The organism is Halomonas sp. LMYGS-3 (assembly GCF_059509875.1).
This window is the reverse complement of sequence record NZ_JCAKFQ010000040.1, coordinates 1-23,168: the sequence shown is the minus strand read 5'-3', so window position 1 is coordinate 23,168 and position 23,168 is coordinate 1. Positions and strand designations below refer to the sequence as shown.

Here is a 23,168-nt window from a genome sequence, read left to right as displayed (position 1 = left end):
CTGAGCGACATATCTTTACGAACGCTGTTTCCGAACAGTATTGCTACATTTCCGCGGTTCTGCAAGGTGCGACCAAGGTCGAATTCATCCGGCCTTTCGTTTTTATTTCCATACTACCATACTAGTCGAGTCAGTTAGCGGCCGCCAGTGCGGCGCAACATGGTCGGGAGTCAACATGAACACCAGTTTGCAGGCCCTGTGGCAAGACACCCGCGACGATGGCACGGTGCGCCAGCGTCTCCATCAGGTGCTGCGCCAGTCGATCATTCGCATGGTGCTGGCACCGGGGCAGGCGCTCTCCGAGAAGGAGATCGCCGAGACCTTCTCGGTGAGCCGCCAGCCGGTCAGGGAGGCCTTCATCCGGCTCTCGGAGGCGGGGCTGGTCGAGGTGCGCCCGCAGCGCGGCACCTACGTGGTGAGAATTTCCCAGCAGGCCGTACTCGAAGCCCGCTTCGTGCGTGAGGCGGTCGAGGTGGCAGTGGCCCGGGAGGCGGCGGAGCGTGGCCTGGAGCCGCGCACCCTGGCGGAGCTGAACGAGTTGATCGCGCGTCAGCGCAACTGCATCGAACCGCAGGATCACGACCGCTTCTTCCTGCTCGACGAGGCCTTTCACCGCGCCATGGCGCTGGGGACGGGGCATACCGCCGCGTGGCGGGTGACCGAGGACGTCAAGGCGCAGCTCGACCGGGTGCGCTACCTGAGCATCCCGGACTCGACGCCGATCCCCAAGCTGACCGAGCAGCACCAGGCAATCGTCGATGCCATCACCGCTCGGGACCCGGAGCTCGCCGCCCGGGCCATGAGCATCCATCAGCGCGAGATCCTGCAGTCGCTGCCCGAGTTGATGCGGCGCTTTCCCGAGATGTTCGAGACCCAGCAGACCCAGCCATTCATCGCGGAGGCGAGCCAATGAAGATCGAACGCGCCTATACCATCGTCACCTCGCCGGGGCGTAACTTCGTGACCCTCAAGATCGTCACCGACGAGGGCGTCCATGGCATCGGTGATGCCACCCTCAACGGCCGCGAGATGGCGGTGGTGGCCTACCTCGAGGAGCACGTGATCCCGGCGCTGATCGGGCGCGACGCCAGCCGTATCGAGGACATCTGGCACTACCTCTACCGCGGCGCCTACTGGCGTCGGGGTCCGGTGACCATGTGTGCCATCGCCGCGGTGGACCTGGCGCTGTGGGACATCAAGGCCAAGGCGGCGGGCATGCCGCTCTACCAGCTGCTCGGCGGCAAGAGCCGCGAGCGGGTGATGACCTATGCCCACTGCACCGGGCGCGACATCGACGCCTGCCTCGAGGAAGTCGAGGCGCACGTCAGGCTCGGCTATCGCGCCGTGCGGGTGCAGGCCGGCGTGCCCGGTATCCCCACCATCTATGGGGTCGCCAAGCGCGAGGGGGAGCGCTATGAACCGGCGGATGCCGAGCTGCCCGCCGAGCACGTCTGGAGCACCGAGAAGTACCTCAACCACGTGCCCAAGCTGTTCGCCGCGGTGCGCGAACGCTTCGGCGACGAGCTCCACGTGTTGCACGACGTGCACCATCGGCTGACGCCCATCGAGGCGGCGCGGCTGGGCAAGGCGGTCGAGCCCTACCATCTGTTCTGGCTGGAGGACTGCGTGCCGGCCGAGAACCAGGAGAGCTTCCGGCTGATTCGCCAGCACACCACCACCCCGCTGGCGGTGGGCGAGGTGTTCAACTCGATCCACGACTATCGCGAGCTGCTCGAGTACCAGTGGATCGACTACATCCGCACCCCGCTGACCCACGGCGGCGGCATCACCCATGTGCGGCGGATCGCCGATCTGGCCGGGCTCTACCATGTGCGTACCGGTTTCCACGGTCCCACCGATCTGTCGCCGGTGTGTCTCGGGGCGGCGATCCATTTCGATACCTGGGTGCCCAACTTCGGCATCCAGGAGCATATGCCCCACACGTCGGAAACCGATGCGGTCTTTCCGCACGATTATCGTTTCGAGGATGGCCACTTCATCGTCGGGGAAACACCGGGTCACGGTGTCGATATCGATGAGGAGCTGGCCGGTCAGTATCCCTACAAGCGTGCCAGCCTGCCGGTCAATCGCCTGGAAGACGGCACCCTCTGGCACTGGTGAGGAGAGACGCAACATGAAGGCATTTCAGGTCAACGCCCCGCTGGACTATCGACTGGCCGAGGTGGAGGTCCCCCGGGCCCAGCCGGGTGAGGCGCTGGTGCGCGTCGCGTTCGCCGGCATCTGCGGCTCGGACATGCACATCATCCATGGCGACAACGCCTTCGTGCGCTTCCCGCGCATCACCGGCCACGAGTTCGCCGGTGTCGTCGAGGCAGTGGGCGAGGGCATCGAGGGCGTGGCCGTGGGCGATCGGGTCTGCATCGACCCGGTGATCAGTTGCGGCCACTGCTACCCCTGCCGCATCGGGCGGCCCAATGTGTGCACCTCCCTCGAGGTGATCGGCGTGCATCGCGACGGTGGCTTCGAGGAGCGCGTCGCCGTACCGGCCGCCAACCTCCACCGCCTCCCGGAGAACGTGGGGCTGGACGCCGCCGCCCTGGTGGAGCCCTACACCATCGCCGCCAATGTCCTCGACCGCATGCAGCCTCACCCCGGGGATCGCCTGCTGGTGTTCGGCGCCGGGGTGATCGGCCTGACCATCCTGCAGATGGCGCGGGCCAAGGGCATCGAGGAGGTGATCGTCACCGACGTCATCGACGAGCGGCTGGCGGCCGCCAGCGAGCTGGGAGCGCGCCATGTGCTCAACGGCCGCGACCAGGACGTGGAGCAGGCGGTCATGGCATTGACCGAGGGCGAGGGCGTGCCGCTGATCGCCGATGCGGCCTGCGTGCCGGCGCTGCTGCCGCAGATGCTGCGTCTCGCTTCGCCGGCCGGTCGCATCGGCCTGCTCGGTTTCACCCCCACGCCGAGCGAGCTGGTGCAGCTCGAGGTGATCAAGAAGGAGCTGACCCTGGTGGGGTCGCGCCTCAACAACCGCAAGTTTCCGGAGGTGCTCGGGCTGATGGCCGCCGGCCGTCTCGATCCCCTGGCGCTGGTGAGCCACCGGCTGCCGTTCGACGAGATGCCCGGTGCCATCGACATGCTCGACCACCATCCCGAAAGGGCCCGCAAGGTGCTGATCCAGATCGGCACCTGACGGTCGCTGCAGGCCATGCAGCACGCCAATCCACGCACTATCAACAACGCACAACGCTCACGTGCAGGAGAGAACACCATGATGAAGCAGCTCTTCACCGGCGCCGTCCTGGGGGCGGCCCTGATCGGCAGCCAGGCCACCCTGGCGGCGGATGTCACGCTGCGCTTCGGCCACCTGGCCAACGAGCAGAACATCTGGCACCTGGCCGCCGAGAGGTTCAAGGAGGAGGTCGAGGCCAACTCCGACGGGCGTATCGAGGTGCGCCTCTACCCCAGCGAGCAGCTCGGCGCCGAGATGGACGTGATCAACAGCATCCAGCTGGGTACCGCCGACATGACCATTACCGGCGAGAGCCTGCAGAACTGGGCGCCCAAGGCCGCCATGATGGCCGTACCCTATGCGTTCCGCGATGCCGAGCACCTGCACGCTGCGGTCAGCGGTGAGGTCGGCGACGAGATCAAGGCCCAGATCACCGAGCGCGCCAACCTGGTGCCGCTGGCCTGGTTCGAGCGCGGGCCGCGCGAGCTGACCTCCAATCGGCCGATCCAGCACCCGGACGACCTCGACGGCATCCGCCTGCGCGTGCCCAACGTGCCGCTATTCGTGGATACCTGGGAGGCGCTGGGCGCACGCCCCACCCCGATGGCGTTCAGCGAGGTCTTCACCGCCCTGCAGCAGAACACCATCCAGGCCCAGGAGAACCCGCTGAGCCTGATCGAGAGCGCCAGCTTCTACGAGGTCCAGGACTACGTGAACCTCACCGGCCATGTGCGCAGCTGGATCTACGTGGTGATCGGCCGCAACCAGCTGGAGAGCATGCCGGACGACCTGCAGCAGGTGATCTTCGATGCCGCCGCGGTGATGCAGGACTACCAGGCCGAGCTGTTCGAGGAGGACCAGCAGCGTCTCGAACAGGCCCTGCGCGAGCGCGGCATGGAGTTCGTCGAGGTCGATGCCGAGGCCTTCGCCGAGAAGGCGCGGCCGGCCGTGGAGGCGGCCCTGGACGAGGAGCAGCGTGCGCTGTTCGACGCCATCCAGGACCTGTGACGCAGCGACGGGCGGGCCTTCGGGCTCGCCCATCCCGATGAGGAAACGCCTATGGACGCCGACCAGAAGACCGTCGAGAAGGAGGTCCTCGAGAGCCTGGACTCGCTCTCGTCGGTCCCCACCTTCCAGGGGCCCCTCGGACGCCTGATCGGCTGGATCGACACCCTGTTTACCACCCTGGCCGTGGTGGCGCTGTTGGCCATCGCTGGCACGGTGCTGCTGCAGATCGCCGCGCGCCTCTTCCTGCCGTTCTCGGTGGCCTGGACCGAGGAGCTGTCCCGTTACCTCTTCATCTACATGGTGGCCCTGTCGGTGGGGGTGGTGCTGCGCAAGCACCGCAACGTCAACGTCGAGCTCTTCCACCACCTCCTCGGGCCTCGAGCCCGGGCCGCCTACCAGGCGCTGGTCTGCCTGCTGATCGCCGGCTTCACCTGGATGGTGCTGCCCTATGCCTGGCAGTACGCCCAGAACGGTGCCTGGCAGACCTCGCCGACCCTCAAGGTCTCCATGCTCTATATCTTCTTCTCCACGGTGGTGATGTTCGTGCTGCTGCTGGTCTACAGCGCCATCGGCTTCCTGGAGGGCCTGATCGCCATCTTCCGTTCCCCTGAGCGCTCTACGCTGGAGAAGCCCTAATGGAAGTCATCATCCTGTTCAGCGTCTTCCTGGTGCTGCTGCTCATCGGCATGCCCATCGCCTTCGCCCTGGGCATCGCCTCGCTGACCTACCTGCTGCTGGAAGGTATCTCCCTGACCATCGTGCCGCAGCGCATGTACGCCGGCATCGATACCTTCGTGCTGCTGTGCATCCCCGGCTTCGTGCTGGCCGGCAACCTGATGAACGTCGGCAACATCACCGAGCACATCGTGCGCTTCTCCAACGCCCTGCTCGGTCATATCCGCGGCGGCCTCGGCCTGGCCAACGTGGGGGGGTCGATGATCTTCGGCGGCATCTCCGGCACTGCCGTGGCCGACTCGGCCAGCATCGGTGCGGTGATGATTCCCGGCATGGCGCGCTCCGGGTACGACAAGCCGTTCGCCGCCGCGGTCACCGCGGCGTCCTCCACCGTGGGGCCGATCATCCCGCCCAGCGTGCCGATGATCATCGCCGGTTCGCTCTCCGGGGTCTCGGTGGGCCGCATGTTTCTGGCCGGCGCCGTCCCTGGCCTGCTGCTGGGCCTGGCGATGATGATCACCGTCTATATCCTCGCCGTGCGGCGCGGCTACCCCAAGGGAACCCGCGTACCCTTCCTGCAGCTACTGCGCGAGGCCAGGACCGCCTTCTGGGCGCTGTTGATGACGGTGATCATCCTCTACGGCATCATCGGTGGCTTCTTCACGCCCACCGAGGCCTCCATCGTCGCCAGCCTCTACGCCCTGGTGGTGGGCATGTACATCTACAAGGGACTCTCCTGGCGCAAGCTGCCGGCCATCCTCACCGATACCGTGCTGACCTCCTCGGCGCTGCTGCTGCTGGTGGGGGTGGCCAACCTCTTCGGCTGGATCCTGACCAGCGAACAGGTGCCCCAGATGATCGCCGCCCTGATACTGGCCATCAGCGAGAACCCGATCATCGTCATCCTGATCCTCAACCTGATCCTGCTGTTCGTCGGCGCCTTCATGGAGACCATCGCGGCCCTGATCATCCTCTTCCCGGCGCTGCTCGGCGTGGCCACCGGGGTGGGCATGGACCCGATCCACTTCGCGGTGATGGCGGTGCTCAACCTGATGATCGGCCTCACCACCCCGCCGGTGGGGGTCTGCCTGTTCGTGGTCTCGGGGATCGGCAAGCTGCCCATGCTCACCGTGGCGCGGGCCATCGTGCCCTTCCTGGTCTGCAACATTGCCGTGCTGCTGCTGGTCTCCTATGTGCCGGCGGTCTCGCTATGGCTGCCGACCCTGGTGCTGGGCGACTAGGGCCCATACAACGAAAGGGAGGCTTATGAACATCACGCGACTGAGCGCGGCGCCCCGGGAGGGGCGGATCGCCATCGTCCACTTGGGCCTCGGCGCCTTCCACCGCGCCCACCAGGCGGTCTATCTGGAGCGCTATCGAGGCCGGACCGGCGATAGCGCCTGGGGGGTGAGCAGCGCCAACCTGCGCGCAAGCGTGGGCCTGGTGGATGGCCTGCGCGACGCCGGGCACCGGTATCACGTGGCCGAGTACGCCGACAGCGAGACCGTCACCCTGCTCGAGATCGGGGTGATCGAGGAGACGCACTTCACCGGCCGCGACGCCGAGGGGCGCTGGGGGCGCGACCGCGAGGCGCTGCTGGCGCGGCTGGCCGCCCCCGAGACGCGTGTCGTCACCCTCACCGTCACCGAGAAGGGCTACTTCCTCAACCCGGCCAGCGGCGAGCTGCTCGCCGATGACCCCATGATCGACGCCGATATCGCCACGCCCACGCAGCCGCGCACCGCGCCGGGCATCCTGGTCGAGGCGCTGGCGCGGCGTCGCGAGGCAGGCCTCCCACCCTTCACGGTGCTCTCCTGCGACAATATGCCGGATAACGGCCGGCGCACCCGCAACGCCGTCATCCAGCTGGCCGAACGGCGTGACGCCGCCCTGGCCGCGTGGATCGCCGCCGAGGTGGCCTTTCCGTGCAGCATGGTCGACCGCATCGTGCCGGCCATGACCGAGGCCGACTTCGCGCGGCTCAATGAGCTGGGCGTCGAGGACCCCAACGCCGTGGTCGGCGAGGCGTTCGCCCAGTGGGTGGTGGAGGACCACTTCCCCCGGGGGCGTCCCGACTGGTCAGCCGACGGGGTGGAGATGGTCGCCGACGTGGCCCCCTTCGAGACCATGAAGCTGCGCCTGCTCAACGGCAGCCACTCCCTGCTCGCCTATCTGGGGGCCCCGGCGGGCATCGAGACGGTGGCCGAGGCGGTGAGCCGTGACGACCTGCGGGCGCTGCTGCGCCGCTATATGCTGGAAGAAGCCGCGCCGACGCTGGCCATGCCCGAGGGCACCGACCTGACCGCCTACGCGGACTCGCTGCTGGCGCGCTTCGCCAACGACAGCCTGCGTCACCGCCTGCATCAGATCGCCATGGACGGTAGCCAGAAGCTGCCCCAGCGCTGGTTGCAAGGGACCCTGACGCGTCGCCGGGCCGGCCAGCCGGCCCCCGGCGCATCCCTGGGCCTGGCCGCCTGGATCCGCTATACCGCCGGCCGCGATCATCACGGCAACGGCTACCCGGTGGACGACCCCCTGGCGTCGCGCTTCGCCGACCTGCATGCGCGGCATGGTCAGGATGCCGAGGCCCTGGTCCGGGCCTTCCTGGCCATGGACGACGTCGTGCCGCCGGCCCTCGCGGTCGATGCCGACTTCGCCGCAGCGGTACTCGCCGGCTACCGGTCCCTGACCGAGCAGGGCCTCGACGGGGCGCTCGCCGCCCTGGTGCGGGGCTGAACGAGGAGATTCCCATGGAACACACCTGGCGCTGGTTCGGCCCGAAGGACCCCATCCGCCTGGAAGAGATTCGCCAGACCGGAGCCACCGGCATCGTCACGGCGCTGCACGAGGTGCCCAACGGCGAGGTCTGGTCGCTGGAGGCGATCGCCGAGCGCAAGGCGCTGATCGAGGCCGCTGGCCTCAGCTGGTCGGTGGTCGAGAGCGTGCCGGTGCACGAGGCAATCAAGCAGGGCTTGCCGGAGCGCGATGAGCTGATCGCCCGCTACTGCCAGACCCTGCGCCACCTGGCGGCCTGCGGCATCGATACCGTCTGCTACAACTTCATGCCGGTGCTCGACTGGACGCGTACCGACCTCACCTGGCGCCTGCCCGACGGTGCCCTGGCGCTGCGCTTCGACCAGATCGCCTTCGCCGCCTTCGATCTCTATCTGCTTCAGCGTCCCGGCGCCGAGGCGGAGTACGGCGAGGAGGAGAAGGTCGCGGCGCAGTGCTACCTCGACGGCCTCGATGCGGCCGGGCGCGACACCCTGGTCGACACCCTGATCGCCGGCCTGCCCGGGGCCGAGGAGCACTATACGCTCGAGCAGTTCCGCGAGACCTTGGGGGCCTACGCCGGGATCGATGCCGAACGCCTGCGCGAGCACCTGGCGTATTTCCTGCGTGCGGTGATCCCGGTGGCCGAGGAAGTGGGCATCCGCATGGCGATCCACCCCGACGATCCGCCTCGTCCGCTGCTGGGGCTGCCGCGAGTGGTCTCCACCACCGCGGACGCCCAGTGGCTCCTCGACGCCGTGCCCAGCCCGGCCAACGGCCTGACGCTGTGCACCGGCTCCTACGGGGTACGCGCCGATATCGACCTGGCCGAGATGGCGCGGCGCTTCGGGACAAAGGTCTACTTCGCCCACCTGCGCTCCACCCGGCGCGAGTCACCGGATCCGCGCTCTTTCCACGAGGCGCCGCACCTCGACGGCGACGTCGACATGGTGGCGGTGATCCAGGCCCTGGTGGAGGAGGAGCGGCGCCGCGAGCGTGAGGGCGGCCCGCGTCTGCCGCTGCGCCCCGACCACGGCCACCAACTCCTCGACGACCGGCACCGCGACACTGCCCCGGGCTATCCGCTCTACGGTCGGCTGCGCGGCCTGGCCGAGCTGCGCGGGGTGGAGCTGGCGGTACGCCAGTTAACGGCTTGACCATGATGGCCATGCCCCTGTCCATGAGAGCCCTGCCAGGCGGAGAGGCTCGCGCGTTTCGGGCTTCATCTCTCCGGGGGCATGGCCGCCCGCCGCGCATGGTGCGCTGGCAGGCGTCGATCACCTCGCAGCGCTCGGACGCATGGCGCATCACGGTGGTGGCGTTCGCGGTCACCAGAGGCTCATGCCTATACTGACGGCGCGTCCCGGCCAGGAGCAGGCCCATGAATTTCGAACGCGTCTTATTCGGTTTTTTCATCATCCTTACCCTGAGCCTCAATGCCGCGTTCGTCGCGGGTGGCGTCGGGACGGCCGCACACCACAATGTCTGGATTCTCACGTTCACCATCATCGTCAATCTGGTCGCGATCGGCCTGAAACTGGGGGATCGCTCCCAGACCGGGGCGTTGCTGCTGGCTTCCGGACTGGTTGCCGGGCTTCTGCTGATCACGGCGCGGGTCGTCTGGATCGTCGCGGAGCCCAGTGGCGGGGGTGGGCCGGGGCCTGCAGAAATGGTCGATATCGTCTCGATCGCAACGGGAGCGCTGGTCGCGAATATCATCGCGACGGCGATTCTGGTGGGCGATACGCTGCTCTCGCGGCGCTAGGAGCCTGTCGGACTTAACGCTGATCTGCTACGAAACCCGGGCTTTCGGCCAATTTCATTCGATCTGATTCGTTAAATAGCGCGCTATTCGCCTCATCAGATCGATAAACTTGTCTCGAAATCCGTGTTCCTCGCGACGATCGGTCAAATCCGACAGGCTCCTAGCACGGCGGGCGGGTCGGTTCAGCGTGCCAGCCGCGATCCGGGACAGGCAGATGGAGGGGTGAAGGCATGACGCAGGCCTCCGATCTCGACCGTGTGACGATGATCGTCCTGCGCTATATGCGCCGGCCGCTGTTCGCGCTTCTGTTCGTGTATTCGGTGGGCATCATGGGCATGGCCCTGATGCCAGGCCAGGTCGTCGATGGTGAGACGACCTACATGAATCTCTTCCACGCGTTCTATTTCTTCACCTATACGGCGACCACGACCGGTTTCGGCGAACTGCCGGACGGCTTCAGCGACGAGCAGCGCCTGTGGACGATCTTCTGCCTCTATACCGGCGTCATCGCGTGGTTCTATGCGATCGGCTCCCTGATTCGCCTGGTTCAGAATCCCTATTTCATCCAGGCCATGGATGGGTTCCGGTTCGCCCGCAAGGTCAAGGGCAACGTGGAACCTTTCGTTATTCTCTGCGGTTTCGGCGATACCGGCAGTCTGCTTGCCCGGGGCCTGAGCGACCACCGTATGCGCGCGGTGATACTCGATTCCGACCCGGAACGCATCAAGGCACTGGGCGTGCGCGATTACACGGTCGCGATGCCGGGACTCCACGCGGACGCCAGCGCGCCGAAACACCTGTTGGCCGCGGGTGTCGAACACCCCGCATGCCAGGCCCTGGTCGTGCTGACGAACGATGACGACGTCAATCTCAAGATCGCGGTGATGGCACGGCACCTGAACCCGCGGCTCCGGGTCATCTGTCGTTCGTCCTCGGCCCCCCACGAGGTCAATCTGCGGGCACTGGACAATGTCACGGTGGTCGATCCGTTCGAGATCTTCGCCCAGCTCGTCTACTGGGCGATCGCACGCCCCGAACTGCACAACCTCAATGCGTGGTTCGTGGGCGCACATGGCGGCGAACTCGGGGCACCGGTACAGGTTCCGCGGGGTAACTGGGTTCTGTGCGGGTACGGGCGGATGGGGCACTGGATCCATCGCTACCTCCAGGCCCATGGCGTCGGCGTACGTATTATCGATCCGGGAGTGGAAGCCAAGGTGGCCGGAGACGGAACGGTCATGGTCCAGGCGCACGCCGATCATTCGGCCTTGGTGACCGCGGGGATTGACGACGCGGCCGGGGTCATCGTCGCGACGAATCGCGATTCTGACAATCTCAATACGCTGTTGTCGGTTACGAAGCTCAATCCGGATGCGTTCCGCATCGTGCGCCAGAACAGTCATGAGAATCAGGTCGCATTCGATGCCGCGCGGGCCGACCTGGTCCTCCAGCACAGTCTGACAACGGCGCGTCGGATCCTGAAGCTGCTGATTTCGCCTCTCGTCCAGGAACTGATTGACTGGCTCGCGGAACATGAACCGGCCCGGACGGAAGAACTGGTGGCCCGTCTGCAGGCGGCCGTGGGCGCGGAATCTCCGCATCTGTGGTCGGTCAGGCTGGTCCCGGACGAAGCGCCGGCGGTGACCGACTATCTGGATGCCGGGGGGGCGGTGGCGTTAGGGGCGTTGTGCCGCGATGCGCGCTCATTCCCGGAAGTGCTCCTGTGCGAAGCGCTCGCCGTTCGCCGGGCAGGGCAGTCGATCATGTTGCCGGATAAGGATTTTTCGCTTGAGGTCGGCGACGAGCTGCTCTTCTGCGGTGTTTATTGGGTGGAGCCGATGCTGCGGGCGACACTCCATAATCCCTATACGCTTCGCTATGTCGTAACGGGGGTCGATGAGCCGCACGGGTACGTGTTCGCATGGCTTGAAGAGAGGCTGCGGCGTCGACGCAGCGATCATGAGCCGAACGGTCGTCGGCCCCGCTCATGAAATCATCGGCCGCGTGAGCGCGAAGGAAGCCGGCTTTGTGGGCTTCCGTGAAGGCGATATCCTCGGTGTCGGTTGTATGGTGGAGTCCTGACGGGGAAGAACGTCTACGGCATGAGTCCGTCGATCACCCCCGGCAGCTCGCTGGCGTGGTGGATGGCGATGGCGCCGTCGGGGGTCGCCTCCTCCTCGGGGAAGTGGTTGAGGTGCACGACCCGCATGCCGGCGGCCAGGCCCGCGGCGACGCCCACGGCGGCGTCGTCGATCACCACGCAGCGCTCGGGGGCCTGGCCCATGGCCGCGGCGGCCTGGCGGTAGAGCTCCGGGTCGGGCTTCCAGACGTTCAGGGTGTAGGCACTGAACAGGTTGTCGCCGAAGTGGGGGGCCAGGCCGGTGCTCTCCATGGCGCAACGGATCTTGCGCTCCGGGCCGTTGGAGACCACTGCCTTGGGATGGGCGGCCAGGGCGACTAGCGCCGCCGGCATGCCGGCGATGGGCCGGAGCTCGGCGCGCATGCGTGTTTCCATCAGGCCGCGCATCTCGCCTTCCAGTGCCGGGAAGCGCCCGTCGACCAGGGTGCCGTGGCGCGCTTCCAGGGTCTCGACGATGGACCGGAAGCGTACCCCTCGGAACTCCTCCATGTACTGCCGGGCGGAGAAGGGTAGGCCGAAGGCCGGCAGGATCTCACCCATCACCTCGGCGAGCAGGATCTCGCTGTCGACCAGGGTGCCGTCGGAGTCGAAGAGCAGGCAGAGCGGTGGGGTCATGCGGGCCTCCAGGCGTCTTCGTTGACCAGGCTGATGGGGTGCTCGCCGTGCAGCGCCAGGATGAGATTGTCCACGGCGCGCTGGGCCATGGCGTCACGGGTTTCGTGGGTGGCCGAGCCGATGTGCGGCAGGGCCACCACGTTGGCCATGTGCGGCAGTGGCGATTCCGGCGACAGCGGCTCCCGCTCGAAGACGTCGAGGCCGGCGGCACGGATGCGCCCCATCTCGAGCGCCTCGATCAGCGCCGCCTCGTCGACCACCGGGCCGCGGGCGATATTGACCAGGATCGCCGAGGGCTTCATCCGGGCGAGCTGATGGGCGCCGATCAGGTGTCGGGTGGCCTCGGTGAGCGGCACGGTGACGCAGACGAAGTCGGACTCGGCAAGCAGCTCGTCGAGCTCGCGGCGTTCGGCGCTGAGTTCGGCCTCGAGGGCCGGCTTGGGCGAGGCGTTGGAGTAGCGGACCTGCATGCCGAAGCCCAGCGCCCCGCGCCGAGCGATGGCCGCCCCGATGCGGCCGAAACCGATCATGCCGAGGGTCTTGCCGTGCACGTCGCTGCCGAAGTGGGCAGGGCCGATGCTCGCCTGCCAGTCGCCGCGCTTGACCAGTTCAGCCAGTTCCACCACCCGTCGGGCGGTGGCCATGATCAGGGCGAACCCGGTGTCGGCGGTGGTCTCGGTGAGGACGTCCGGGGTGTTGCAGAGCAGGATGCCGTGGCGGGTCAGCGCCTCCACGGGATAGTTGTCGTAGCCCACCGAGATGCTGGCGATCGCCTCGAGCTTGGGGGCCTCGTCGAGCAGCTCGGGGGGGATCTGGAGACTCGAGCCGATCAGGCCATGGGCCTCGGGCAGGGCGGCCCGGAAGGCGGGGTCATCGACCGACTCGAGACCGTGGAACCGCTGGACCTCGAACTCACGGGACAGCTGGGCCAGTTGGGCCTCGCTCAAGCGGCCATAGGCCAGGATGCGCTTTCGCATGATGCTCTCCTCACTCCGCAGTGGATTCCAGTTCGTTCAGGCGGGCGCGCTCGGGCAGGCCCTCCATGTCGCCGCGCACTTGCACCGCCAGGGCGCCGATCAGGTTGCCGCGCTGCAGGGCCTCGCGCGGCGAGCGGCCGTCGAGCAGGGCGCTGACCACGCCCACCGCGAAGCCATCGCCGGCGCCCACGGTGTCCACCACCTCGGCCACCGGCACGCCGGGCACGGTGAAGCTGGTCTCGTTGCCGCCCAGGCTCCCCCGATAGTAGCTGCCCTCGGGGCCCAGCTTGATGATCACCGCCTTGGCACCCCGTTCCAGGTAGAAATCGGCGATCGCCTCGGGAGTGTCATGGCCGGTCAGCAGGCGACCCTCGGCCAGGCCGGGCAGTACCCAGTCGACCCTGGCCGCCAGGGTGTTGAGGGTATCACGCATCTCGGCCTCGCTCGGCCACAGGTTGGGGCGCAGGTTGGGGTCGAAGGAGAGGCTGGCTCCCGCCGCCCGGGCGCGCCCGAGCATCGTTTCGGTGAGTTCGCGGCAGCTCGCCGAGAGTGCCGGGGGGATGCCGGTGGCGTGCAGGTGGCGCAGGGCCGTGAAGTCAACATCGGCGGCATCGCCCGGCGAGAGGTGGCTGGCGGCGCTGCCGCGTCGGAAGTACTCCACGTGGGGGTCGGCACCGCCCTGGGCACGCTCCTTGAATACCAGGCCGGTCGGGTGCTCGGAGTCACTGTGCAGGTGGCGACAGTCCAACCCCTCGGCCTCCAGGGCCTGGCGGATGAAGGTGCCGAAGCTGTCCGTGCCGACCCGGCTCAGCCAGCCCACCCGGAAGCCGAGGCGGGCCAGGCCGATGGCCACGTTGGTATCGGCGCCGGCGATGCGACGCTGGAAGCGCTCGACCTTTGCCAGCTCGCCGGGGTTCTCGGCGACGAACAGGGCCATGGCCTCGCCGAAGGCGATGAGTTCGGGGGATGTCGTGGTGGTGTTCATGACCGCTCCTGGGTGGGGCACTCCCGGTACGGGAGGCGCGTCGAGCCACGAGGAATCAGGCTCGGTTGATAGTGGAGGTGGCGTGGCGGCATCTCGCCAGCGTTGTCACGTCGCTGCAACAGGCTGTCGACCGCGGCCTGGCCGATCAGGGCCGTGGGTTGGGCCAGGGTGCTGATGCCGGGAGGCACCAGCTCGCACCAGTCGAGTTCGTCGATACCGAGCAACCCGGTTTCGCCGAGCCGGACGCCGAGCTTCTGGAGTGCACGGGTGGCTGCCAGGGTGACATTGCCGTTGGCGCACAGCAGTGCCCGGGGAGTGTGCTCCGGTCGGGCGAGGAAGACGGCGATGGCGTCGACCAGGGCACCATCGGCATCCCCCGGCGCCAGGCAGAGCGTCTCGCCTGCCAGGTGGCGCCGGGCCAGCGCCTGCAGGAAGCGGTCTAGTCGCCGCTGGCGTGAGCTGACCTGCTGCGGCGGCTCGCCGATGTAGAGCAGTTCCCCGTAGCCCTGGTCTCCCAGGTGGTCGAGCGCCATGTCGATGGTCCGGTCATTGTCGAGGCCGACCACGTCGGCCTCGACGACCTCCAGCTCCCGGTCGAGCAGCACCACGGGAATGCCCTGGTCGGCCAGGGTGCGAAGTTCGCGGCTGGGGCGACCGGCGACGTTGATCACCAGTCCTTCGACCCGATACGACGCCAGCAACGCCAGATGGTCGCGCTCCTGGGCGGGGTCGTTGTCGGTATTGCAGACCATCAGTGAGAATCCTCGGGCCCGACAGGCCTGCTCCACTCCGTGCATCACCGCCACCGAGAAGGGGTTGCGGATGTCTGCCACCAGCATGCCGATCAGTCGCGAGTGCCCCCCCTTGAGGCCGCGCGCCATCTGGTTGGGATGATAGCCGAGGTGCCGGGCGGCCTCGGCGATGCGTGCCCGCAGGCCCTCGGAGAGGCGCTCGCGCTCGCCGCCGAAGTAGCGCGACACGCTGGTCTTGGAAGCGCCGGCGATCCTGGCGACCTCGAGAATGGTGGCACGTCGTGGTGGCATGGAGGCCATCAGGGTCCTCGCCTCGAATGGGAACGTTCCCATCCTAGTGTTACCGGATGCCATCGGCAAGATGCCGGAAGGGGCAGCGATCGTCGAGCCGGGACCGCCTGGCTGTGCCCGCGAGACCCATGTGTCAGAACTCACCACTTTTCATGGCGGCGGCGGGCGGCATCATGGATACGGTATGGCTCTATATATCGCTGATATTAATGTATTTTTTCCTTTGTTGGCCGCCGGTTGGCCCACTCTCTGCAGCGGTCAGGGCGAGCAAGATGAGCCGATCGAGACCTTTTACGCCACGTGGCAATCGGACCCTCATCGGCATGACGAGCGAAGCCCGATGGCTTCACAAGGAAACTCAAGTTCAGGCTCCATTGGAGGTGCGAACATGATGTCCAAGGAATTCCTCAAGAAACTCGGTATCGTCGGTATTACTTTCGGCCTGGCTGCCAGCCCCCTGGCTTTCGCCGACTTCCATGAGGAAGAGGAGGAAGGCGTGCCTCAGGAAGAGACCGCGCCGGATGCTGGCGGTAATACAGAAGCGGATGTTGGCTTTGACAGCATCGAGTACGAGAACGAGGAAGAGGAGTTCGAATACGAGGAAGAGGATGAAGAGGAAGAATGGGAAGAGGAGGAAGAGGACGATCAGGGCTGGTAATCCCTGACGCTGCCCAGGGATGGGCAGTGGGTTCTCCCATCGGATGACGTTCGCCGCGTCGTCCACCTCGACCGCCTCCGGCCCGGCTGGAGGCGGTCTTTTCGTTTCCCGACTCGGCCACACGGCGGGAGTGACTAACGCCAGCCCAACCACTGCCACCAGAGGTAGTCCAGCGGCCACAGCAGCACGATGCTCAGCGTCGCGGTGATCAGGCATAGTCGTGCCGTCTCACGCAGCGAGAGGCGCGAGGGCGGCGAGGAGATCACTTCACCTTGGGGTCCAGCTCGCCGCTGGCGTAGCGCTCGAACATCGCCTCGAGGCTGATCGGCTTGATCCTCGAGGCATTGCCGGCGGTACCGAAGGCCTCGTAGCGGGCGATGCAGACGTCGCGCATGGCCGCCACGGTCTCCTTGAGGTACTTGCGCGGGTCGAACTCGGCGGGATGGTGAGCCAGGAAGCGGCGCACCGCACCGGTGGAGGCCAGGCGCAGGTCGGTATCGATGTTGACCTTGCGCACGCCGTGGCGGATGCCCTCGACGATCTCCTCGACCGGCACACCGTAGGTCTCGGGGATCTTGCCGCCGAACTCGTTGATGATCTCCAGCCACTCCTGGGGCACCGAGGAGGAGCCGTGCATCACCAGGTGGGTATCCGGGATGCGGGCGTGGATCTCCTTGATGCGCTGGATGGAGAGGGTGTCGCCGGTGGGCGGCTTGGTGAACTTGTAGGCGCCGTGGCTGGTGCCGATGGCGATGGCCAGGGCGTCGACACCGGTCGCCCTGACGAAGTCGGCGGCCTCCTCGGGGTCGGTGAGCAGCTGTTCCATGTCCAGCTTGCCCTCGGCGCCGATGCCGTCTTCCTCGCCGGCCATGCCGGTCTCCAGGCTGCCCAGGCAACCCAGTTCGCCCTCCACCGAGACACCGCAGGCGTGGGCCATCTCGACGGTGCGTCGGGTGACGTCGACGTTGTAGTCATACTCCATCGGGGTCTTGCCGTCCTCGCCGAGCGAGCCGTCCATCATCACCGAGGAGAAGCCGAGCTGGATGGAGCGCTGGCACACTGCGGGGCTGGTGCCGTGGTCCTGGTGCATCACCACCGGGATATGCGGGAACTCCTCCACCGCGGCCAGGATGAGGTGGCGCAGGAAGGGGGCCCCGGCGTACTTGCGGGCGCCGGCGGAAGCCTGGACGATGACCGGGGAGTCGGTCCGGTCGGCGGCCTCCATGATGGCGCGCATCTGCTCAAGGTTGTTGACGTTGAAGGCCGGGATGCCGTAGCCGCGCTCGGCGGCGTGGTCCAGCATCTGGCGCATGCTGATCAGTGCCATGAAGTCTCCTGTCTGTGTATTCGCAATGCCGGCGTGGCCGAGGGGCCGCGCCGGCAAGGGGTATTGAGGGGGATTCAGCGCGCGGCGGCGTCTTCCAGCGCCTTCACCGCGGGCAGGGTCTTGCCCTCCACGTACTCGAGGAAGGCGCCGCCGCCGGTGGAGATGTAGGAGACCCGATCACCGATGCCGTACTTGTCGATGGCCGCCAGGGTGTCGCCGCCGCCGGCGATGGAGAAGCCGTTGCTCTCGGCAATGGCCTTCGAGAGCGCTTCGGTGCCGTGGCCGAACTGGTCGATCTCGAACACGCCGACCGGGCCGTTCCACAGGATGGTGCCGGCGTCCTTGAGCAGGCCGGCCAGGCGCGCAGCGGTCTCGGGACCGATGTCGAGGATCATCTCGTCGTCGCCCACCTGGTCGACCGGCTTGACCACGGCCTCGGCCGATTCGGAGAACTCGGTGGCCACCACCACGTCGCTGGGCAGGGGGATCTCGACGCGTCCCATCAACTCGCGGGCCTGGTCGATCAGGTCGGCCTCGTGCAGCGACTTGCCGACGTTGTACCCCGCCGCGGCGATGAAGGTGTTGGCGATGCCGCCGCCAACGATCAGCTGGTCGCACTTCTCGGAGAGCGCATTGAGCACCTCGAGCTTGGTGGAAACCTTGGAGCCGCCGACGATGGCCGCCATCGGCCGTTTCGGCGTGGCCAGCGCCTTCTCGAGGGCGTCGAGCTCGGCGGCCAGCAGCGGGCCGGCGCAGGCGGTGGGGGCGAAGCGCGCGACGCCGTGGGTGGAGGCCTGGGCACGGTGGGCGGTGCCGAAGGCATCCATCACGAAGACGTCGCACAGCGCGGCGTACTGCCGGGCCAGGGACTCGTCGTCCTGCTTCTCGCCGGCGTTGAAGCGCACGTTCTCGAGCAGCACCACCTCGCCGTCGGCCAGGTCGAGGGCGGCCCCCAGGTAGTCCCGGATCAGGGTGACCGGGCGGCCAAGCAGCTCGCCGAGGCGCTCGGCCACCGGGGCCAGCGAGAATTCCTCGGCCGGCTCGCCCTCGGTGGGGCGGCCCAGGTGGCTCATCAGCATCACCCTGGCTCCGGCCTCCAGGGCGGCCTGGATGGTCGGGAGGCTGGCCCGCAGGCGGGCGTCGCTGGTCACCTTGCCGTGCTTGACGGGCACGTTGAGGTCCTCGCGGATCAGCACGCGCTGGCCGCTGAGGTCGAGGTCGGTCATCTTGCGCACGTTCATCGGGGCGTCTTCCTCATCTGGAGAAACCGAAGCAGGGTCATCGAAACAGGGTCATCGAAACAGGGTCATGGGGTATCCGGGGCCATGGCGGCCAGGCGCCGGCTCACGTCGAGCATGCGGTTGGCGAAGCCCCACTCGTTGTCGAACCAGCACAGCAGCTTGATCAGGCGGCCTCCTGCCACCCGGGTCTGGGTGGCGTCCACGATACCGGAGCGCGGGTCGTGGTTGAAGTCGATGGAGGCCATGGGCTCCTCGGTGTAGCCGAGCAGCCCGGCCAAGCGCCCGCGGCTCGCCGCCCGCAGCAGGTCGTTGACCTCGGTGGCCGAGGTGTCGCGCCGCACGCAGATCGACAGGTCCATGGCCGAGACGTTGATGGTCGGCACGCGCATGTGCAGGCACTCGAAGCGGCCGGCCAGGTGCGGCATCAGGCGGTTGATGCCGCGGGCCAGCCCGGTGTCCACCGGTACGATCGAGTGCATCGCCGAGCGGGTCAGGCGCAGGTCGGTCTGGTGGTAGGCGTCGATCACCGGCTGGTCGTTCATCGCCGAGTGCACCGTGGTGGTCACGCCGTGCTCGATGCCGAGCGCCTCGTCGAGCACGGTGAGCACCGGCACCAGGCAGTTGGTGGTGCAGGAGGCCGCCGAGACGATGCGGTGGCGCGGCTCGAGCAGGTGATCGTTGATGCCGCTGACGATGGTGGCATCGACGTCGCTCTCCGCCGGCTGGGAGAACAGCAGCCGGCCGGCGCCGGCGGCCAGGTGGCACTCGGCGGTGGCGCGGTCCTTGAAGCTGCCGGAGCACTCGAGCACCAGGTCGATGCCGAGCTCGGCCCAGGGCAGCCGCGCGGGATCGGGCTCGGAGAGCAGGCGAATCGGACGGCCGTTGACCGCCAGGCGGTCGCCCTCGACCTCGACCCGGCCGGGGAAGCGACCGTGGGTGGTGTCGTAGCGGGTCAGGTAGGCGACGGTGGCCAGGTCGGAAAGCTCGTTGATCGCCACGATCTCGAGTTCGGGCGCGAACTCCGGTTCGACGCGTTCGACGAGCGCACGCAGCACGCACTGGCCGATGCGGCCGTAACCGTTGATGGCGATACGATGGGCCATGGCGGAGACTGACACTCCCTGAGCCGTGAAACACGAACCCGCGATTCTAGCGCATTTGCGCCCGGCAGGCCCACTGGTCGAGCCGTGAAACCAGGGCAATCGCAGTTACCTAAAGCGAGAGGCGCCGGGGACAGGTCGAAGAAGGGGTCCGATTCCATGGATGGAATCGGTAGCACCCAGGGAGGGGTTCACAGCGCCCCCTCGCAGACCTGTCGCCGGAACAGCCTCGAGCGTTATCGCCATCTGCGATAGCCCAGGCCGCGAGCGGTGTCGGGCGCCGTGGAGGGGGCGGAAAAATTTGTTCGGGAGGCACTTGAAACGCCGTCGAGCGCTCCTATTTTGCAGATTACGGGGCCCAGTCAGCCCGACATGGTCCCTTCCGACAACCTGTTTGCCGCAGGAGGTGGTTGTGATGTTCGACGATCTCAGGCGTTTCGATACCGGCCCCTTCCAAGGGGTGGATTGGTTCCGGCAGCTGATGGATGAGTTCTTCACGGAAGGTGGCGCCGCGGATATCCGTGCGGTACCGCGGGGCAGTTATCCGATGATCAATGTCGGCCGTACCGACGATGCGGTTCGGGTCTATGTGTTCGCCGCTGGGCTCTCACCCGGCGATCTCGAGATCAGCATCCAGGACAACGTGCTGACCCTGCGGGGCAAGCGCGAGGCACTGCCCGCCGAGACGGAGGAGGGCAGTCGGCGTCCCTATTTCCGTCGCGAGCGATTCAGCGGTGAATTTGCCCGCTCCATCGCCCTGCCCGAGGGACTGGATGCCGACCTCACGGAGGCGCGTTGCCACGACGGGATCTTCGAGGTTCACTTGCCCAAGCGCGAGGAACTCAAGCCGCGTCGCATCGAGATCAAGGCGGCATGAAGCGAGCGAGACTGAGGAGGTGATCTGCCATGAATGATGTCACCAAACGTGAGGAAACTCGGGATGTTGCCACTCGTGAGCAGCGTGAACCCGCCATGCTGCCGCCGGTGGACATCTACGAGGAGAACAATGCCCTGCACCTGCTGGCTGACCTGCCGGGCGTGAAACGGGAATCGCTGAGCATCGAGGTGGACAACAATGTGTTGAGCCTCGAGGGCGAGATCCAGATCGACATGCCTGAGGGGATCTCCGCGACCTACGCCGAGGTGCGGGCGCAGCGCTTCGCACGCCGCTTCACGCTGAGCCACGAGATCGACGGTGAGGCCATCGAAGCGCGCGTCGACAACGGCGTCCTGCACCTGGTGCTGCCGAAGAAGGATTCCCACCGCACCCGGCGCATCGAGATCCAGGCGGCCTGAGCGGTCGCTAGCCGTCGAGCGCCCACCCCACGCGGGTGGGCGCTCCCGTTTGCAAGGTCGGCATCCGCTCGGTAGGGTCCTACACTACGCTGGGAATAGCGTCTTCGATGACCCAAGGAGAGGAACGACATGACCGATATCGCCAAGCTGCTGGGGGACGAGGCCGACGACCTGCTCGGCCACGTCTGCACCGGCTTTCCCCAAGAGCGCCTTCACCTGCCCGGAGCCGACTTCGTCGACCGGGTGATGGCCGACAGCGACCGCCGTCCCAATGTGCTGCGCAGCATGCAGGCGCTGTTCGACCACGGCCGGCTGGCCGGCACCGGCTACCTCAGTATCCTGCCGGTGGACCAGGGCATCGAGCACTCGGCGGGCGCCTCCTTCGCCCCCAACCCGATCTACTTCGACCCGGCCAACATCGTCGAGCTGGCGATCGAGGGGGGCTGCAACGCCGTCGCCTCGACCCTGGGCGGGCTCGCCGCGGTGGCGCGGCGCTACGCCCACAAGATCCCGATGCTGCTCAAGCTCAACCACAACGAGACCCTGACCTACCCGGCGGTCTACGACCAGACGCTGTTCGCCCAGGTCGAGCAGGCCCACGAGATGGGCTGCGTGGCGGTGGGGGCGACCATCTACTACGGCTCGCCGGAGAGCCGCCGCCAGATCATGGAGATCAGCGAGGCCTTCGAGCGCGCCCACGAGCTGGGCATGGTCACGGTGCTGTGGTCCTACCTGCGCAACCCGGCGTTCAAGAAGGACGGCACCGACTACCATGTAGCCGCGGACCTCACCGGCCAGGCGATCCACATGGCCGCCACCATCAAGGCCGACATCGTCAAGCAGAAGCTGCCCGAGACCAACGGCGGCTATCGCGCCATCGGCTTCGGCCACACCCACGACAAGGTCTACAGCGAGCTGACCTCGGAGCACCCCATCGACCTGGCGCGCTACCAGGTGGCCAACTGCTACATGGGGCGTGCCGGGCTGATCAACTCGGGCGGCGCCTCCAGCGGTGCCGGCGACCTGACCCAGGCGGTGCGCACTGCGGTGATCAACAAGCGTGCCGGCGGCATGGGGCTGATCTCCGGGCGCAAGGCCTTCCAGAAGCCCATGGCCGAGGGCGTCGAGTTGCTCAACACCATCCAGGACGTCTATCTCTCTCGAGATGTCACCATCGCCTGACGCTCGGATAAGGACCCGAGGAAAACGCAAGGGCACGGCCGATCGGCCGTGCCCTTGCTCTCTTTGTGCCACATGCTGCCCGCCTGGTCAGGCGTCGAGCAGCTCCCTGGCCTGCTTGAGCACGTTCTCCACGGTGAAGCCGAAGTGCTTGAACAGGTCTTCCGCCTTGCCGGACTCCCCGTAGGTGGTCATGCCGATCACCCGGCCGTCGAGGCCCACGTACTTGTACCAGCCATCGACGTGGCCGGCCTCGATGGCCAGGCGCCTGGTCACCGCCCGGGGCAACACGCGTTCGCGGTAGGCGGCGTCCTGGCCGTCGAAGCGATAGGTCGAGGGCATGGAGACCACGCGCACGGCGTGGCCCGCCTGTTCCAGCTCGGCGGCGGCGTCCATGGCCAGGGCGACCTCGGAGCCGGTGGCGATCAGGATCAGCGCGGGGGTGCCGTCGCACTCCTTCAAGACGTAGCCGCCGCGCTGGATCTCGGCCAACTGCGGCTTGGTGCGCGCCTGATGCGGCAGGGTCTGGCGCGACAGCACCAGGGCGGTGGGCCCGGCGTGACGCTTGAGGGCGGCATCCCAGGCGGCCGCGGTCTCCACGGCGTCGCAGGGGCGCCAGGTGCAGAGGTTGGGGGTCGCGCGCAGGGTGGTGAGCTGTTCGATGGGCTGGTGGGTGGGGCCGTCCTCGCCCAGGCCGATGGAGTCGTGGGTGAAGACGTAGATCGCCCGGGTACCCATCAGCGCGGCCATGCGCACCGCGTTGCGCATGTACTCCATGAAGATCAGGAAGGTGGCGCCATAGGGCACGAAGCCGCCGTGCAGGGCGATGCCGTTCATGATGGCGCCCATGCCGAACTCGCGCACCCCGTAGTGCAGGTAGTTGCCGCCGGCGTCGTCCTTCGCGATCGCCTTGGCGCCGTTCCAGAAGGTCAGGTTGGAGGGCGCCAGGTCGGCGCTGCCGCCGAGCAGCTCGGGGAGCTGCGGGCCGAGGGCGTTGAGGCAGGCCAGCGAGGCCTTGCGGCTGGCGATGCTCTCGCCCTTGGCCTGGGCCTGCTCGATCAGGGCTTCGCTGGTGATCTCGCTGGGCAGCTGGCCCTTCTGGCGGCGCTGGAACTCGCGGGCCAGTGCCGGGTGGGCCTCGGCGTAGCGCTCGAAGCGCGCCTGCCAGTCGGCCTGGCGGGTGTGGCCCTG

23 protein-coding genes are annotated in these 23,168 nt (G+C 67.3%); 14 read left to right on the top strand and 9 right to left on the bottom strand.

Features of this window, described 5'->3' with window-relative positions; all coding sequences use genetic code 11:
- Positions 1–175: 175 nt before the first annotated feature.
- The 10 genes from AC5W54_RS21120 (at position 176) to AC5W54_RS21075 (ending at position 11,407) form a co-directional block, all read left to right on the top strand.
- On the top strand, positions 176–913 hold the full coding sequence (locus AC5W54_RS21120; RefSeq protein ID WP_495964075.1) for a GntR family transcriptional regulator: 738 nt from the start codon (positions 176–178) through the stop codon (positions 911–913).
- The gene (gene manD, locus AC5W54_RS21115) at positions 910–2,121 is read left to right on the top strand and encodes a D-mannonate dehydratase ManD (protein ID WP_495964074.1); all 1,212 of its coding nucleotides are present in this window, start codon (positions 910–912) and stop codon (positions 2,119–2,121) included. The genes AC5W54_RS21120 and manD overlap by 4 nt, the downstream gene beginning before the upstream one ends.
- Positions 2,122–2,134: 13 nt before the next feature.
- Positions 2,135–3,157, top strand: coding sequence for a Zn-dependent oxidoreductase (locus AC5W54_RS21110; protein ID WP_495964073.1), 1,023 nt, complete (start codon positions 2,135–2,137; stop codon positions 3,155–3,157).
- Between the two features lie 78 nt (positions 3,158–3,235).
- A complete protein-coding gene (locus AC5W54_RS21105; RefSeq protein WP_495964072.1) occupies positions 3,236–4,204 on the top strand; it encodes a TRAP transporter substrate-binding protein in 969 nt (322 codons plus the stop codon).
- 51 nt (positions 4,205–4,255) lie between these two features.
- Positions 4,256–4,840 (top strand): TRAP transporter small permease, encoded by a 585-nt coding sequence (locus tag AC5W54_RS21100; protein ID WP_495964071.1) that lies wholly within the window; start codon positions 4,256–4,258, stop codon positions 4,838–4,840.
- Entirely contained in the window at positions 4,840–6,120 is a 1,281-nt protein-coding gene (locus AC5W54_RS21095) for a TRAP transporter large permease (protein WP_495964070.1), read from the top strand. Before AC5W54_RS21100 ends, AC5W54_RS21095 begins: the two co-directional genes overlap by 1 nt.
- A 25-nt stretch (positions 6,121–6,145) precedes the next feature.
- Positions 6,146–7,615, top strand: coding sequence for a mannitol dehydrogenase family protein (locus AC5W54_RS21090; RefSeq protein WP_495964069.1), 1,470 nt, complete (start codon positions 6,146–6,148; stop codon positions 7,613–7,615).
- Between the two features lie 14 nt (positions 7,616–7,629).
- On the top strand, positions 7,630–8,808 hold the full coding sequence (uxuA, locus tag AC5W54_RS21085) for a mannonate dehydratase (protein ID WP_495964068.1): 1,179 nt from the start codon (positions 7,630–7,632) through the stop codon (positions 8,806–8,808).
- Between the two features lie 224 nt (positions 8,809–9,032).
- Positions 9,033–9,416, top strand: coding sequence for a DUF6394 family protein (locus AC5W54_RS21080; protein ID WP_495964067.1), 384 nt, complete (start codon positions 9,033–9,035; stop codon positions 9,414–9,416).
- 230 nt (positions 9,417–9,646) lie between these two features.
- A complete protein-coding gene (locus AC5W54_RS21075) occupies positions 9,647–11,407 on the top strand; it encodes a potassium channel family protein (RefSeq protein ID WP_495964066.1) in 1,761 nt (586 codons plus the stop codon).
- 104 nt (positions 11,408–11,511) lie between these two features.
- Here AC5W54_RS21075 and AC5W54_RS21070 read toward each other — a convergent pair whose 3' ends face one another.
- From AC5W54_RS21070 to AC5W54_RS21055, 4 genes are read right to left on the bottom strand one after another with little or no spacing between them, the layout of a single operon-like run.
- A complete protein-coding gene (locus AC5W54_RS21070; protein WP_495964065.1) occupies positions 11,512–12,171 on the bottom strand; it encodes an HAD-IA family hydrolase in 660 nt (219 codons plus the stop codon).
- On the bottom strand, positions 12,168–13,148 hold the full coding sequence (locus AC5W54_RS21065; protein WP_495964064.1) for a 2-hydroxyacid dehydrogenase: 981 nt from the start codon (positions 13,146–13,148) through the stop codon (positions 12,168–12,170). Before AC5W54_RS21065 ends, AC5W54_RS21070 begins: the two co-directional genes overlap by 4 nt.
- Before the next feature lie 10 nt (positions 13,149–13,158).
- Positions 13,159–14,133: a sugar kinase gene (locus AC5W54_RS21060; protein WP_495964063.1), complete on the bottom strand. Its 975-nt coding sequence runs from the start codon at positions 14,131–14,133 to the stop codon at positions 13,159–13,161.
- Positions 14,130–15,176, bottom strand: a complete 1,047-nt coding sequence (locus AC5W54_RS21055) for a LacI family DNA-binding transcriptional regulator (protein WP_495964062.1) — start codon at positions 15,174–15,176, stop codon at positions 14,130–14,132. The genes AC5W54_RS21060 and AC5W54_RS21055 overlap by 4 nt, the downstream gene beginning before the upstream one ends.
- On the opposite strand from AC5W54_RS21055, the gene AC5W54_RS21050 reads away from it, so the two are divergent.
- Positions 15,175–15,834 carry a hypothetical protein gene (locus tag AC5W54_RS21050; RefSeq protein WP_495964061.1) on the top strand — a complete coding sequence of 220 codons (660 nt, stop codon included), beginning with the start codon at positions 15,175–15,177 and terminating at the stop codon, positions 15,832–15,834. The two genes, AC5W54_RS21055 and AC5W54_RS21050, sit on opposite strands and share 2 nt — an antisense overlap.
- 134 nt (positions 15,835–15,968) lie before the next feature.
- Here AC5W54_RS21050 and AC5W54_RS21045 read toward each other — a convergent pair whose 3' ends face one another.
- The 4 genes from AC5W54_RS21045 to AC5W54_RS21030 form a co-directional block, all read right to left on the bottom strand.
- Entirely contained in the window at positions 15,969–16,100 is a 132-nt protein-coding gene (locus tag AC5W54_RS21045) for a hypothetical protein (protein ID WP_495964060.1), read from the bottom strand.
- Positions 16,097–17,161, bottom strand: a complete 1,065-nt coding sequence (fba, locus tag AC5W54_RS21040) for a class II fructose-bisphosphate aldolase (protein ID WP_495964059.1) — start codon at positions 17,159–17,161, stop codon at positions 16,097–16,099. The genes AC5W54_RS21045 and fba overlap by 4 nt, the downstream gene beginning before the upstream one ends.
- Positions 17,162–17,235: 74 nt before the next feature.
- Positions 17,236–18,402, bottom strand: coding sequence for a phosphoglycerate kinase (locus AC5W54_RS21035; protein ID WP_495964058.1), 1,167 nt, complete (start codon positions 18,400–18,402; stop codon positions 17,236–17,238).
- A gap of 65 nt (positions 18,403–18,467) precedes the next feature.
- Positions 18,468–19,505 carry a type I glyceraldehyde-3-phosphate dehydrogenase gene (locus AC5W54_RS21030; RefSeq protein ID WP_495964057.1) on the bottom strand — a complete coding sequence of 346 codons (1,038 nt, stop codon included), beginning with the start codon at positions 19,503–19,505 and terminating at the stop codon, positions 18,468–18,470.
- 412 nt (positions 19,506–19,917) lie between these two features.
- Here AC5W54_RS21030 and AC5W54_RS21025 point away from each other — a divergent pair, with 412 nt between their 5' ends.
- The 3 genes from AC5W54_RS21025 to AC5W54_RS21015 all read left to right on the top strand — a co-directional run bounded on the left by AC5W54_RS21025 (position 19,918) and on the right by AC5W54_RS21015 (position 21,980).
- A complete protein-coding gene (locus tag AC5W54_RS21025) occupies positions 19,918–20,379 on the top strand; it encodes an Hsp20/alpha crystallin family protein (RefSeq protein WP_495964056.1) in 462 nt (153 codons plus the stop codon).
- A 29-nt stretch (positions 20,380–20,408) separates the two neighbouring features.
- Positions 20,409–20,798: an Hsp20/alpha crystallin family protein gene (locus AC5W54_RS21020; protein WP_495964055.1), complete on the top strand. Its 390-nt coding sequence runs from the start codon at positions 20,409–20,411 to the stop codon at positions 20,796–20,798.
- 129 nt (positions 20,799–20,927) lie between these two features.
- On the top strand, positions 20,928–21,980 hold the full coding sequence (locus AC5W54_RS21015) for a class I fructose-bisphosphate aldolase (protein WP_495964054.1): 1,053 nt from the start codon (positions 20,928–20,930) through the stop codon (positions 21,978–21,980).
- Between the two features lie 87 nt (positions 21,981–22,067).
- Here the strand turns inward: AC5W54_RS21015 and AC5W54_RS21010 are convergent.
- Positions 22,068–23,168: transketolase-like TK C-terminal-containing protein (locus AC5W54_RS21010; RefSeq protein WP_495964053.1), on the bottom strand; the 1,101-nt coding region annotated here is incomplete at its 5' end.

Excerpts from the sequence above, each read along its gene's own strand:
- AC5W54_RS21065 (WP_495964064.1), bottom strand. The coding sequence starts at position 13,148 with ATGCGAAAGCGCATCCTGGCCTATGGCCGCTTGAGCGAGGCCCAACTG.
- uxuA (WP_495964068.1), top strand. The coding sequence starts at position 7,630 with ATGGAACACACCTGGCGCTGGTTCGGCCCGAAGGACCCCATCCGCCTG.
- AC5W54_RS21050 (WP_495964061.1), top strand. The coding sequence starts at position 15,175 with ATGGAGGCCATCAGGGTCCTCGCCTCGAATGGGAACGTTCCCATCCTA.
- AC5W54_RS21095 (WP_495964070.1), top strand. The coding sequence starts at position 4,840 with ATGGAAGTCATCATCCTGTTCAGCGTCTTCCTGGTGCTGCTGCTCATC.
- AC5W54_RS21100 (WP_495964071.1), top strand. The coding sequence starts at position 4,256 with ATGGACGCCGACCAGAAGACCGTCGAGAAGGAGGTCCTCGAGAGCCTG.
- AC5W54_RS21025 (WP_495964056.1), top strand. The coding sequence starts at position 19,918 with ATGTTCGACGATCTCAGGCGTTTCGATACCGGCCCCTTCCAAGGGGTG.
- manD (WP_495964074.1), top strand. The coding sequence starts at position 910 with ATGAAGATCGAACGCGCCTATACCATCGTCACCTCGCCGGGGCGTAAC.
- AC5W54_RS21035 (WP_495964058.1), bottom strand. The coding sequence starts at position 18,402 with ATGAACGTGCGCAAGATGACCGACCTCGACCTCAGCGGCCAGCGCGTG.
- AC5W54_RS21070 (WP_495964065.1), bottom strand. The coding sequence starts at position 12,171 with ATGACCCCACCGCTCTGCCTGCTCTTCGACTCCGACGGCACCCTGGTC.
- AC5W54_RS21120 (WP_495964075.1), top strand. The coding sequence starts at position 176 with ATGAACACCAGTTTGCAGGCCCTGTGGCAAGACACCCGCGACGATGGC.
- AC5W54_RS21060 (WP_495964063.1), bottom strand. The coding sequence starts at position 14,133 with ATGAACACCACCACGACATCCCCCGAACTCATCGCCTTCGGCGAGGCC.
- AC5W54_RS21015 (WP_495964054.1), top strand. The coding sequence starts at position 20,928 with ATGACCGATATCGCCAAGCTGCTGGGGGACGAGGCCGACGACCTGCTC.
- AC5W54_RS21080 (WP_495964067.1), top strand. The coding sequence starts at position 9,033 with ATGAATTTCGAACGCGTCTTATTCGGTTTTTTCATCATCCTTACCCTG.
- AC5W54_RS21030 (WP_495964057.1), bottom strand. The coding sequence starts at position 19,505 with ATGGCCCATCGTATCGCCATCAACGGTTACGGCCGCATCGGCCAGTGC.
- AC5W54_RS21020 (WP_495964055.1), top strand. The coding sequence starts at position 20,409 with ATGAATGATGTCACCAAACGTGAGGAAACTCGGGATGTTGCCACTCGT.
- AC5W54_RS21105 (WP_495964072.1), top strand. The coding sequence starts at position 3,236 with ATGATGAAGCAGCTCTTCACCGGCGCCGTCCTGGGGGCGGCCCTGATC.
- AC5W54_RS21075 (WP_495964066.1), top strand. The coding sequence starts at position 9,647 with ATGACGCAGGCCTCCGATCTCGACCGTGTGACGATGATCGTCCTGCGC.
- AC5W54_RS21055 (WP_495964062.1), bottom strand. The coding sequence starts at position 15,176 with ATGCCACCACGACGTGCCACCATTCTCGAGGTCGCCAGGATCGCCGGC.
- fba (WP_495964059.1), bottom strand. The coding sequence starts at position 17,161 with ATGGCACTGATCAGCATGCGCCAGATGCTGGACCACGCCGCCGAGCGC.
- AC5W54_RS21110 (WP_495964073.1), top strand. The coding sequence starts at position 2,135 with ATGAAGGCATTTCAGGTCAACGCCCCGCTGGACTATCGACTGGCCGAG.
- AC5W54_RS21090 (WP_495964069.1), top strand. The coding sequence starts at position 6,146 with ATGAACATCACGCGACTGAGCGCGGCGCCCCGGGAGGGGCGGATCGCC.